The following is a 12,565-nucleotide window of genomic DNA, read 5'->3' on the forward strand; positions in this document are numbered from 1 at the left end:
GGTCACTCCTCGCGGTCCCACGCCGGCGAGATGCCGCGCGCGTACTGGATGTCGTCGTTGCTCACGCCGGCGGCGACCATGGGCCACACCATCGCGTCGCGGGAGACGGTGAAGTCGACCACCACGGGGCGGTCGTCGATCTCGTTCGCGCGCTTGATCGCGTCGTCGACGTCGGACTGGCGCTCCACCCGGATGCCGGCGCAGCCGTACGCGTCGGCGAGCTTGACGAAGTCGGGCACGCGCTGGGTGCCGTGGCCGGTGTGCAGGTCGGTGTTGGAGTACCGCTCCTCGTAGAAGAGGGTCTGCCACTGCCGGACCATGCCCAGCGAGCTGTTGTTGATCAGCGCCACCTTGATCGGGATGTCGTTGATGACGCAGGTGGCCAGCTCCTGGTTGGTCATCTGGAAGCAGCCGTCGCCGTCGATCGCCCACACGGTGGCGTCCGGCCGGCCGACCTTGGCGCCCATCGCGGCGGGCACGGCGTAGCCCATGGTGCCCAGGCCGCCGGAGTTGATCCACGTGCGCGGGTGCTCGTACCGGATGAACTGCGCGGCCCACATCTGGTGCTGGCCCACGCCGGAGACGTACACGGCGTCCGGCCCGGCGAGCTCGCCGAGGCGGCCGATCACGTGCTGCGGGGCCAGCAGGCCGTCCGCGGTCGGCGTGTAGCCGAGCGGGTAGGTCTCGCGCCAGCCGTCGATCTGGTGCCACCAGGCCGCCAGGTCGGGGCGCCCGACGGCGGCGTGCTCGGCCTCCACGGCGGGCACCAGGTCGCCGATCACCTCGCGCAGGTCGCCCACGATCGGCACGTCCACGGCGCGGTTCTTGCCGATCTCGGCCGGGTCGATGTCGGCGTGCACGATCGCGGCGTGCGGCGCGAAGCTCGACAGCTTGCCGGTCACGCGGTCGTCGAACCGCGCGCCGAGGGCGACGATGAGGTCGGCCTTCTGCAGCGCGGCGACGGCCGGCACGGTGCCGTGCATGCCCGGCATGCCCAGGTGCTGCGGGTGGCTGTCGGGCACGGCGCCGCGCGCCATCAGCGTGGTCACCACGGCGGCGCCCGTGACGTCGACCAGGCGGCGCAGCGCCTCCGAGGCGCCGGCGCGCACGACGCCGCCGCCCACGTACAGCACCGGCCGGCGCGCCGTGGCGAGCAGCCGCGCCGCCTCGCGCACCTGCTTGCCGTGCGGCTTGGTCACGGGGCGGTAGCCGGGCAGGCGCATCTCCTGCGGCCAGGAGAACGAGGTGCGCGACTGCATCGCGGACTTGGCGATGTCCACCAGCACCGGGCCGGGGCGGCCCGTCGACGCGACGTGGAACGCCTCGGCGATGGTGCGCGGGATCTCGTCCGGGTCCGTCACCAGGAAGCTGTGCTTGGTGATCGGCATGGTGATGCCGACGATGTCGGCCTCCTGGAACGCGTCCGTGCCGATCATCGAGGCGCCCACCTGGCCCGTGATGGCCACCATGGGGATGGAGTCCATGTTCGCGTCGGCCAGCGGCGTGACGAGGTTCGTGGCGCCCGGGCCGGACGTCGCCATGGTGACGCCCACCTTGCCGGTGGCGTGGGCGTAGCCCGACGCCGCGTGGCCGCCGCCCTGCTCGTGGCGCACCAGCACGTGGCGCACCTTCGTGGAGTCCATCAGCGGGTCGTACAGCGGCAGGATGGCGCCGCCGGGGATGCCGAACACGGTGTCGACCCCGACGGCCTCGAGCGAGCGCACGATCGACTCGGCGCCGGTCATCTCCCGCGGGGCGCCGGCCGGTGCCGCGGCCCCGGCTACGAGCCCGCGCGTCCGGACCTCGGCGGGTCGCGCGTCGGTGCGCGCGGCGACCTGTGCGGGGCTCGGGTGCGGCGTGGCCATGGTGTCTCCTGCCGTCGGTCGGGACTGCGGGTGGTGCGGACAAACGAAAACCCCTCGGTCCCGCGGACGGGACGGTCGAGGGGTGAGCGCGCTGACGGAGCCGGTACGTCGAGTACGGCGGCCTCAGCCGGCGCGCCCGGGAAGTACTACGAGGATCGTCTGCACGTGAGGAACGTTACGCCCGCGCGTCGTGGGTGTCACGCCGCGGACCACGGATTCCGCATCATGAGACGCCTGCCCGGGTTCCGGGACGGCGCCCGGACGCGTCGGTGCTGGTCACGGCAGCGTCCGAGGTGTCCGATGGCACCCCGGGCGCGCTCAGCCGCCGTCGGGCCGCTGCCACGTGCGCACGCGCGCCTCGTTGCCCTCCGGGTCGGCCAGCACCCACTCCCCCGGCGCGCGCCGCCCGGTGACGAGGTGCCCGCCCGCCGCGAGCGCCGCCGCCACGCGCGGCTCGGCCGCGTCGGCCGGCACGTGCACGTCGAGGCGCAGCCGGCCGCGCTCGGTCCGCGGGGCGTCCGCCGGGGCGAACCGCAGGCGAGGGCCGCGCCCGAGCGGGTCGGCGAGGGCGGGCACGGCGCCCCGCCCCCGCTCGGCGGCGTACCCGAGCAGCGCGGCCCAGAACGGCCGGACGGCGGCACCCTGCAGCGCGTCGACGCACACCTCCACGGCGGACGCCCCGGCCGGGTCCGCCGCGACGCCGAGCTCGCGCGCCGCGGCCGACACCTCCCGCGCGAGGGCGAGGTCGCGCCGCGACAGGCCGCCGACGTCGTGGGAGACGAGGCGGACCGTCACCGCGGCGTAGCGCAGGTCGACGTCGGGATGGTGGTCCGCGGCGTCGGCGAGCGCGGCGACGCGCGCCACGAGGCGGGCGCCGACGTCGAAGGTGCCGGTGCGGAAGACGGCGACCGCGGCGCCGGCCACGCACCGCCAGTCGCCCGCGCCGTCGGCGCGCTCGAGGTCCGCGGGGTCTATCCGGTCGTCCACCCGTCCAGCGTGCGCCGCCCGGCGCGCCCGCCGCCACCCGCCGCGCCGACGGCGGCGGCGGGTGGCGGCGGGTGGCGGCGGGCGGCGCCGCGGCCGCTACTGCAGCACCGCGCCGCGGGAGGCCGACTGGACGAGCTTGGTGTACTTCGCCAGCACGCCGCGGGTGTACCCGTGCGGCAGGGGCGCCCAGCCCTCCCGGCGGGCGGCCAGCTCGGCGTCGTCCACCAGCAGGTCGAGCGTCTTGGCGCGCACGTCGAGGCGGATCCGGTCGCCGTCGCGCACGAGCGCGACCGGGCCGGCGTCGACCGCCTCGGGCGCGACGTGGCCGACGCACAGCCCGGTGGTGCCGCCGGAGAACCGCCCGTCGGTCACGAGCAGCACGTCCTTGCCGAGGCCCGCGCCCTTGATGGCGCCGGTGATCGCGAGCATCTCGCGCATGCCGGGCCCGCCCTTGGGGCCCTCGTAGCGGATCACGACGACGTCGCCGGGCACGATGGTGCCGTCCTCGAGCGCGTCCAGGGCGGCGCGCTCGCGCTCGAAGACGCGGGCGGTGCCCTCGAAGACGTCCTCGGTGAAGCCGGCGGACTTCACCACGGCGCCGTCCGGGGCCAGCGTGCCGCGCAGGATCGTGATGCCGCCCGTGGCGTGGATGGGGTCGTCGACCGCGCGCAGGATCCGCCCGTCCGGGTCGGGCGGCGCGACGTCGGCGAGGTTCTCGGCCACGGTGCGCCCCGTGACGGTCAGGGCGTCGCCGTGCAGCAGGCCGGCCTCGAGCAGCGCCTTCATCACCACGGGGACGCCGCCCACGCGGTCGACGTCGTTCATCACGTACCGGCCGAACGGCTTGAGGTCGCCCAGGTGCGGCACCCGGTCGCCGACGCGGTCGAAGTCGTCGAGCGTGAGCTCGACCTCGGCCTCGTGCGCGATGGCCAGCAGGTGCAGCACGGCGTTGGTGGACCCGCCGAACGCCATGACGACGGCGATCGCGTTCTCGAACGCCTCGCGGGTGAGGATCTGCCGGGCGGTGATCCCCTGGCGCAGCAGGTTCACCACGGCCTCGCCGGAGCGGCGCGCCCACGCGTCGCGGCGCCGGTCGGCCGACGGCGGCGAGGCGGAGCCGGGCAGGGACATGCCGAGCGCCTCGGCCGCCGACGCCATCGTGTTGGCGGTGTACATGCCGCCGCAGGCGCCCTCGCCCGGGCAGATGGCACGCTCGATCCGGCCGACGTCGTCCTCGCTCATCAGGCCCCGGGCGCAGGCGCCGACGGCCTCGAACGCGTCGATGATCGTCACCTGCTTCTCGGTGCCGTCGGACAGCCGCACCCAGCCCGGCATGATCGAGCCGGCGTAGAGGAAGACGCTGGCCAGGTCGAGGCGCGCGGCGGCCATGAGCATGCCGGGCAGCGACTTGTCGCAGCCGGCCAGCAGCACGGAGGCGTCCAGCCGCTCGGCCTGCATCACCGTCTCCACCGAGTCGGCGATGACGTCGCGCGACACCAGGGAGAAGTGCATCCCCTCGTGGCCCATGGAGATGCCGTCGGACACCGAGATGGTGCCGAACTCCAGCGGGTAGCCGCCGGCGGCGTGCACGCCGTCCTTGACCGCCTGGGCCAGCCGGTCCAGGGACAGGTTGCACGGCGTGATCTCGTTCCACGAGCTCGCGACGCCCACCTGCGGCTTGGCGAAGTCGTCGTCGCCGAGCCCGACGGCGCGCAGCATGCCGCGCGCCGCCGTGGCCTCCAGGCCGTCGGTGACCTGCCGGGAACGTGGCTTGAGGTCCGGTGCGTCGCCCGTCACAGCCCGAGCGTAAGCCCGGGTGCCGGGTGACGGCCCGCCGACCGGTGGGCCGTCACCCGGGACCGTCGAGCAGGAGCGTCAGCGGCGGGTGATGAGGCTGACGTCGCGCACGGCACCGCGGTCGGCCGACGTCGCCATCGCGGCGTAGGCCTGCAGGGCGGGCGAGACGTAGCGGTCGCGGTCGACCGGCTGCCACGGGTTCTCGCGCGCCTCCATCTTGGCGCGGCGCTCGGCGAGCACCTCGTCGGGCACGTTGAGGCGGACGAGGCGCGTGTCGACGTCGATCTCGATCTCGTCGCCGTCCTCGACCAGGCCGATGAGCCCGCCGGCGGCGGCCTCGGGCGAGACGTGCCCGATGGAGATCCCGGACGACCCGCCCGAGAACCGGCCGTCGGTGATCAGCGCGCAGACCTTGCCCAGGCCGCGGCCCTTGATGAACGACGTCGGGTAGAGCATCTCCTGCATGCCCGGGCCGCCCGCGGGGCCCTCGTAGCGCACGACCACGACGTGACCGGGCTGGACCTGCTTGGTGAGGATCTTCTCGACGGCCTCGTCCTGCGACTCGCAGACGAGGGCCTTGCCGACGAAGTGGAAGACGTCGGGGTCGACGCCGGCAGTCTTGAAGACGGCGCCGTCCTCGGCGAGGTTGCCGCGCAGCACGGCCAGGCCGCCCTCGGCGGTGTAGGCGTGCTCGAGGTCGCGGATGCAGCCCTCCGCCGCGTCGGTGTCGAGCGACTCCCAGCGGTTCGACGTCGAGAAGGCCTTCGTGGTGCGCACGCCGCCGGGAGCGGCGTGGAACAGCTCGATCGCCCGGTCGGTGGCCTTGCCGCCGCGGACGTCCCAGTCGTCCAGCCACGCGCGCAGCGTCGGGGTGTGCACCGACGTGACGTCGTGGTCGAGCAGGCCCGCGCGGTCCAGCTCGCCGAGCAGCGCGGGGATGCCGCCGGCGCGGTGCACGTCCTCCATGTGGAAGCGCGGGTGGTTCGGCGCGACCTTGGACAGGCACGGCACGCGCCGGCTGATGTCCTCGATGTCGGCGAGCGTGAAGTCCACCCCGCCCTCCTGGGCGGCGGCCAGGATGTGCAGCACCGTGTTGGTGGAGCCGCCCATGGCGACGTCGAGGGCCATGGCGTTGGAGAACGCCGCCTTCGTGGCGATCGAGCGCGGGGCGGCCGAGTCGTCCTCGTCGTCGTAGTAGCGCTTGGCGAGCTCGACGATCGTGCGGCCGGCCTCGAGGAAGAGCTCCCGCCGGGCGGTGTGCGTGGCGAGCGTCGAGCCGTTGCCCGGCAGCGACAGGCCGAGCGCCTCGGTGAGGCAGTTCATCGAGTTGGCGGTGAACATGCCGGAGCACGACCCGCAGGTGGGGCAGGCGTTCTCCTCGACCTGCGCCAGCGCGGCGTCGGAGACGTCGTCGTCGGCCGAGTAGTTGATCGCGTTGACGAGGTTGAGGGGCGTCCGGGCGACGCCGTCGGCGATCACGGCCTTGCCGGCCTCCATGGGGCCGCCGGACACGAAGACCACCGGGATGTTCAGCCGCAGCGCCGCGTTGAGCATGCCCGGCGTGATCTTGTCGCAGTTCGAGATGCACACCAGCGCGTCGGCGGTGTGCGCGTTGACCATGTACTCGACCGAGTCGGCGATGAGGTCGCGGCTGGGCAGGGAGTACAGCATGCCCCCGTGGCCCATCGCGATGCCGTCGTCGACGGCGATCGTGTTGAACTCCTTGGCCACGCCGCCGGCCTCGCGCACGGCGGAGGCGACGAGGTCGCCCATGTCCTTGAGGTGGACGTGGCCGGGTACGAACTGCGTGTAGGAGTTGGCGATCGCGATGATCGGCTTGCCGAAGTCCTCGGCTCCCATGCCGGTGGCGCGCCAGAGGGCGCGGGCGCCGGCCATGTTGCGGCCGTGGGTGGAGGTCCTGGAGCGCAGCGGGCGGCTCATCCGGTCACTCCTTCGAGAGGCGACGGTGGCGGGGCGTCGTGCGACGCCCCGCCACCCTACGACCAGCACGTCCGGACGGCGGCATCCGTCCGCCCTTCGGTCAGTCCCGCGGTCGCCCGCTCGTTCGCCGGCCCGGTCGCCCGCCCGGTCGCCCGCTCAGTCGCCCGAGGTGTGCACGCCCTCCGCGGCGTCGGCCGAGCGCATCTTGCGCACGACCCACGGGCTGAGCGCGACGAGCAGCAGCGCGAAGGCGAGCGCCACGACGCCGATGCCGCCGAAGTAGGCGGTGGGCTGGATGCCCTCCGTGACCTGCACGAGCTGGGCCGTGATGGCCTGGCCCGCGGCCGGGGCGAGGAACCACAGGGCCATCGCCTGGCCGCGGAAGGCGCGCGGCGCCAGCAGCGTGGTGGCCGCCAGGCCCACCGGGGACAGGCACAGCTCGCCGACGGTCTGGATGAGGTAGACGAGGCCGAGCACCCACGCGGGGGTGCGCTCGCCGCCGGCCAGCGCCGAGGCGGCCGCGAGGAAGAGGAACGACACCGCCGCCAGGCCCAGGCCGAGGGCGAACTTGTACGGCGTCGGCGGGCGGTCGTTCGTGCGGATCCACAGCCAGGCGAACACCGGGGCCAGGAGGATGATCCCGGCCGGGTTGACCGACTGGAAGAACTCCGGGCTGATGCCCACCCCGAAGATGCTCAGCACCGTCTGGTCCCGGGCGTAGGTGGCCAGCGTCGTGGCCGCCTGCTCGAAGATCATGAAGAACAGCATCGCGGCGACGAACAGCGGGATGTACGCGAGCACGCGGCTGCGCTCGGGGTCGGTGACCTTCGGCGAGCGGTACATCGCGACGAAGTACGCCACGGGCGCGATGAACGCCAGGTAGCTCAGGGCGTCGATGACCGACGTCAGGCCGAACCCGCCGGAGAGGAGGGCGGCGAGGAGGTACACCACCACGACGACGGCCGCGACGATCGCGAGCATCCGCACGATCGCCGGCCGCTCCTCCGGGCGGATCGGGTTGGGGACCTGGTCGCCGGCGCCGGCCAGGAGCCGACGGCCGAGCACGAAGAACACCAGGGCGAAGGCCATGCCGATCGCGGCGACGAGGAAGCCGGCGTGGTAGCCGAACGCCTCGCGGACGATGCCCACGATGATCGGGCTGAAGAACGACCCGAGGTTGATGCCCATGTAGAAGATGGAGAAGGCCGACTGCCGGCGCGGGTCGTCGCGGGTGTACAGCTCCCCCACCATCGACGACACGTTCGGCTTGAGGAAGCCGGTGCCGAGCGCGACCAGGACGATGCCCAGCCAGCTGAACGCCGCCGACGGGACCGACAGGCTGACGTGCCCGGCGGCGATGATGATGCCGCCCCACAGCGTCGCCCGGCGGGAGCCGATGACGCGGTCGGCCATCCATCCGCCCACGACCGACAGCAGGTACACCGCCGTGCCGTAGATGGACACCACGGCCGTGCCGAGCGTCTCGTCGATCCCGAGGCCGCCGCCCGCGATCGTGTCCGTCAGGTAGAAGACGAGGATCGCCCGCATGCCGTAGTAGCTGAACCGCTCCCACAGCTCGGTGGTGAAGAGCGTCATCAGCCCGCGCGGGTGGCCGAAGAACCGCCGGTCCCCCGCCACGGCGGCGGCCGGCGACAGCGTCGCGGGCGACTGCTGGTCCGAGTTGCTCATTGTTCGATGGTCGCACCTTCGGACCGGCACCGACCAAGTTGCCGAGGTGTGCTATGGGCGGGCGGCCTGTGACGAAGAACGCCGCCCTGCACGCCCCGTTCAGGCTCCGCGAACCCCTCCGAGGCCCCCGGCGACCCCCGGGGGTCAGACGCCGGCGGCCGCCCGGAACTCGTCCTCCAGGATGCTCATGACGATCGTGTCGGCCCAGCCGTCGCCGTCGGGGCGCGCCTCGCGCAGCCGGCCCTCCTCCTGGAAGCCCAGCGACGCGTACAGCGCCCGCGCCCGCGGGTTGATGCTCAGCACGTCGAGCGCGACGCGGTGCAGGCGCGGGCCGGCGTGCGCCGTGCCGTCCGCGTCCTCGGCCCCGTCGAACGCGAACCGCAGCACCTCGAGGATCGCCTCGCGCCCGTAGCCGCGGCCGCGGTAGTCGGGCAGCATCTGCAGGCGCAGGTTCGCCGAGCGCGCGACGTCGTCGACCTCGTCGAGCACGATCTCGCCGATCATCTCGTCGCTCACGGGGCGCCCGTCGCGCACGGCGCCGGGCGTGATCGCCCAGTCGAACCGGCCGGGACGGTCGGCGACGCCGGCGGTCCACTCCTCCACCTCGGCGCGCGTGAGGGTCGCCGTGGTGCCCGTCAGGCGCATGCCCTCCGGGTCCTGCAGCGACTCCCACATCCGCGCGGCGTCGCTCGCGACGAGCGGCCGCAGGCGCACCATCTCGCCGTGCAGCACGGGGCCGCGCGTCACGGGCGGACCCCCGTGCGCGCGGTCCCGACCGTCATCCCTGGATCCTCTCGAGCACCAGCTCGCGCACGCGCTTGGCGTCCGCCTGGCCCCGGGTGGCCTTCATGACGGCGCCGATGATCGCGCCGACCGGGCCGAGGTTGCCGCCACGGACCTTCTCCACGACGTCGGGCTGCGCGGCCAGCGCGTCGTCGACGGCGGCGAGCAGGGCGCCGTCGTCGGAGACGACCTCGAGGCCGCGCGCGACGACGACCTGCTCGGGGTCGCCCTCGCCGGCCAGGACGCCCTCGAGCACCTGGCGGGCCAGCTTGTCGTTGATCCGCCCGGCGTCGACGAGCGACTGCAGCTGCGCGATCTGCGCCGGCGTGATGGCGACCTCCTCGAGGGACACCTCCGCCTGCTTGGCGTGCCGCGCCAGCTCACCCATCCACCACTTGCGGGCCGCGGCGGGCGAGGCGCCCGCGGCGACGGTCGCCTCGATGAGGTCCAGCGCACCGGCGTTGACGACGTCGCGCATCTCGGCGTCGGCGTAGCCCCACTCGCCCTGCAGGCGACGGCGGCGCGCCGCCGGCAGCTCGGGCAGCGCGGCGCGGATCTCCTCGACCCACTCGCGGCTCGGGGCCACGGGCACCAGGTCGGGCTCCGGGAAGTAGCGGTAGTCCTCGGCGTCGGACTTCACGCGGCCCGCCGACGTCGAGCCGGTGTCCTCGTGGAAGTGGCGCGTCTCCTGGACCACCGCGGCGCCGGCGTCGAGCACCGCGGCCTGGCGGCCGATCTCGTAGCGCACCGCCCGCTCCACCGAGCGGAACGAGTTGACGTTCTTCGTCTCGGTGCGGGTGCCCAGCGGCGCGTCCGGCGACGGGCGCAGCGACACGTTGACGTCGGCGCGCACGTTGCCGCGCTCCATGCGGGCCTCCGACACGCCCAGCGCGCGGAAGATGTCGCGCAGGGTCTGGACGTAGGCGCGGGCCACCTCGGGCGCGCGGTCGCCGACGCCCTCGATGGGCCGGGTCACGATCTCCACGAGCGGGATGCCGGCACGGTTGTAGTCGACCAGCGAGTACTCCGCGCCGTGGATGCGGCCGGTGGCGCCGCCGACGTGGGTGTTCTTGCCGGCGTCCTCCTCCATGTGCGCGCGCTCGATCTCGACGCGGAACACGGTGCCGTCATCGAGCTCGACGTCGACCCAGCCGTCGTGGGCGATGGGCTCGTCGTACTGGGAGGTCTGGAAGTTCTTCGGCACGTCCGGGTAGAAGTAGTTCTTCCGGGCGAACCGGCAGGTCTCGGCGATCTCGCAGTTGAGCGCGAGGCCGATGCGGATCGCGTACTCGACGGCGGTGCCGTTGACCACCGGCAGCGCGCCGGGCAGACCCAGCGAGACCGGCGTGACCTGGGTGTTGGGCTCGGCGCCGAACGACGCCTCGGCGCCGTCGAACATCTTGGTGCGCGTGCCGAGCTCGACGTGCACCTCGATGCCGAGCACCGGGTCGTAACGGCGGACGGCGTCGGCGTAGTCGACCAGGTCCGTGGTGAGCGTGGTCATCCTCGTTCTCTCCTCGTTCCTCAGCCGAGCTCCGGGGCCTGGGCCAGCAGCGGCCCGCCCCACTGCTTCTCCAGGGCGGCCTCGAGGGCCGCGCCGACGCGGTACAGGCGGTCGTCAGCCTTGGCCGGGGCGAGCACCTGGAAGCCGACCGGCAGCCCGTCGTCCGAGAGGCCGTTCGGCACCGAGATGCCCGGCACGCCGGCGAGGTTGGCCGGGATGGTGGCGACGTCGTTGAGGTACATCGCCAGCGGGTCGTCGAGCTTCTCCCCGAACCGGAAGGCCGTGGTGGGCGCCGTGGGCGAGACGAGCACGTCCGCCTGGGCGAACGACGCGGCGAAGTCGCGCTGGATCAGCGTGCGGACCTTCTGCGCGCTGCCGTAGTAGGCGTCGTAGTAGCCCGCCGACAGCGCGTAGGTGCCCAGGATGATGCGGCGCTTGACCTCGTCGCCGAAGCCGGCGCCGCGGGTGGCGGCCATGACGCGCTCGGCGGTGACCGGGCCCTCGGTGGGCTCGACGCGCAGGCCGAAGCGCATGCCGTCGAACTTGGCCAGGTTGCTGGAGGCCTCCGACGGCATGATCAGGTAGTAGGCGGCCAGGGCGTAGTCGAACGACGGGCACGAGACCTCGACGACCTCGGCGCCCATGCCGCGCAGCAGCTCGAGCGACTCGTCGAAGCGCGCCTGCACGCCGGCCTGGTAGCCCTCGCCGGTCAGCTCGCGCACGACGCCGACACGCACGCCGGACAGGTCCTGCCCGGCGCCCTGGCGGGCGGCCTCGACGAGCGCGGGCAGCGGCTCGGGGATGGACGTGGAGTCGTGCGGGTCGTGGCCGCCGATGACCTCGTGCAGCAGCGCCGCGTCGAGCACGGTGCGGGTCACGGGGCCGGCCTGGTCGAGGGAGGACGCCATGGCGATGAGGCCGTAGCGGGACACGCCCCCGTAGGTGGGCTTCACGCCGACGGTGCCGGTGACGGCGCCGGGCTGGCGGATCGAACCGCCGGTGTCGGTGCCGATGGCCAGCGGCGCCTCGAAGGCGGCCACGGCCGCGGCGGAGCCGCCGCCCGAGCCGCCGGGGATGCGGTCGAGGTCCCACGGGTTCTTGGTGTTGCCGAACGCCGAGTGCTCCGTCGAGGAACCCATGGCGAACTCGTCCATGTTGGTCTTGCCGAGGATCGGCAGGCCCGCGGCGCGGAGGCGCTCGACGAGCGTCGCGTCGTACGGCGGGACCCAGCCCTCGAGGATCTTCGACCCCGCGGTGGTGGGCATGCCCTTGGTGACCACCACGTCCTTCACGGCGATCGGCACGCCGGCGAGGGCGTGCAGCTCCTCCCCCGCGGCGCGGCGCGCGTCGACGTCGCGCGCCGTGGCCAGCGCGTCTGAGTCGCTGACGTGCAGGAAGGCGTGCACGTCGCCGTCGACGGCGGCGATGCGGTCGAGGTGGGCCTGCGTGGCCTCGACGCTCGAGACCTCGCCCGCGGCCAGGACGTCGGCGAGCTGGGCGGCGGACAGCCGCGTCAGGTCGGTCATCTCACTCCTCCCCGAGGATCTGCGGCACGAGGAAGCGGCCGTCCTCGGACGCCGGGGCCCCCGCCATGACGTCGTCGACCGGCAGGCCGGGCTCGGGCACGTCCTCGCGGAACACGTTGGTCATCGGCAGCGGGTGGCTCGTCGCCGGCACGTCGGGCGTCGCGACCTCGCTCACGCGCGCGATCGCGTCGACGATGACGTCGAGCTCGCCGGCCAGCCGGTCGACCTCGTCGGGCCGCAGGTCGATGCGTGCCAGTGCGGCGACGCGCGCGACCTCGTCACGGGAGATGGTGGACATGGCCCCAAGTCTAGTGGGCCGGGCGGGGGCGTCCGACGGCGCCGGCCGGTGATCTCGGGCGCTCCCGCAGGGACGACGAAGGCCCGCACGGTGGGTGCGGGCCTGGGGTGTGGTTGGGGGTGTGGGTGTGGGTGCGCCGAAGGCCCGCACCGTGTGGTGCGGGCCTTCGGGTAAT

9 protein-coding genes are annotated in these 12,565 nt (G+C 73.8%); all 9 read right to left on the bottom strand.

Annotated elements, in window-relative coordinates; translation table 11 throughout:
- Window positions 1-2: 2 nt before the first annotated feature.
- Window positions 3-1,865 (bottom strand): acetolactate synthase large subunit, encoded by a 1,863-nt coding sequence (locus tag U5M74_RS15890; RefSeq protein WP_410909892.1) that lies wholly within the window; start codon window positions 1,863-1,865, stop codon window positions 3-5.
- Between the two features lie 318 nt (window positions 1,866-2,183).
- Entirely contained in the window at window positions 2,184-2,852 is a 669-nt protein-coding gene (locus U5M74_RS15895) for a VOC family protein (RefSeq protein ID WP_410909893.1), read from the bottom strand.
- A gap of 96 nt (window positions 2,853-2,948) precedes the next feature.
- Complete coding sequence (gene ilvD, locus U5M74_RS15900) at window positions 2,949-4,649, bottom strand: dihydroxy-acid dehydratase (protein ID WP_410909894.1); 1,701 nt, start codon at window positions 4,647-4,649, stop codon at window positions 2,949-2,951.
- Between the two features lie 78 nt (window positions 4,650-4,727).
- Complete coding sequence (ilvD, locus tag U5M74_RS15905) at window positions 4,728-6,590, bottom strand: dihydroxy-acid dehydratase (RefSeq protein WP_410909895.1); 1,863 nt, start codon at window positions 6,588-6,590, stop codon at window positions 4,728-4,730.
- 156 nt (window positions 6,591-6,746) lie between these two features.
- The gene (locus tag U5M74_RS15910; protein ID WP_410909896.1) at window positions 6,747-8,279 is read right to left on the bottom strand and encodes a peptide MFS transporter; all 1,533 of its coding nucleotides are present in this window, start codon (window positions 8,277-8,279) and stop codon (window positions 6,747-6,749) included.
- Window positions 8,280-8,423: 144 nt separating this feature from the next.
- Window positions 8,424-9,026, bottom strand: coding sequence for a GNAT family N-acetyltransferase (locus tag U5M74_RS15915; protein ID WP_410909897.1), 603 nt, complete (start codon window positions 9,024-9,026; stop codon window positions 8,424-8,426).
- Window positions 9,027-9,057: 31 nt separating this feature from the next.
- Window positions 9,058-10,566 carry an Asp-tRNA(Asn)/Glu-tRNA(Gln) amidotransferase subunit GatB gene (gene gatB, locus U5M74_RS15920; RefSeq protein ID WP_410909898.1) on the bottom strand — a complete coding sequence of 503 codons (1,509 nt, stop codon included), beginning with the start codon at window positions 10,564-10,566 and terminating at the stop codon, window positions 9,058-9,060.
- A gap of 20 nt (window positions 10,567-10,586) precedes the next feature.
- Window positions 10,587-12,092, bottom strand: a complete 1,506-nt coding sequence (gatA, locus tag U5M74_RS15925) for an Asp-tRNA(Asn)/Glu-tRNA(Gln) amidotransferase subunit GatA (protein ID WP_410909899.1) — start codon at window positions 12,090-12,092, stop codon at window positions 10,587-10,589.
- A 1-nt stretch (window position 12,093) separates the two neighbouring features.
- Window positions 12,094-12,390 carry an Asp-tRNA(Asn)/Glu-tRNA(Gln) amidotransferase subunit GatC gene (gene gatC, locus U5M74_RS15930; RefSeq protein ID WP_069983896.1) on the bottom strand — a complete coding sequence of 99 codons (297 nt, stop codon included), beginning with the start codon at window positions 12,388-12,390 and terminating at the stop codon, window positions 12,094-12,096.
- Window positions 12,391-12,565 lie beyond the last annotated feature (175 nt).

Origin of the sequence: Puerhibacterium sp. TATVAM-FAB25 (genome assembly GCF_046535855.1) — a bacterium.
In the GTDB taxonomy this organism is placed as follows: domain Bacteria; phylum Actinomycetota; class Actinomycetes; order Actinomycetales; family Cellulomonadaceae; genus Puerhibacterium; species Puerhibacterium variabilis_A.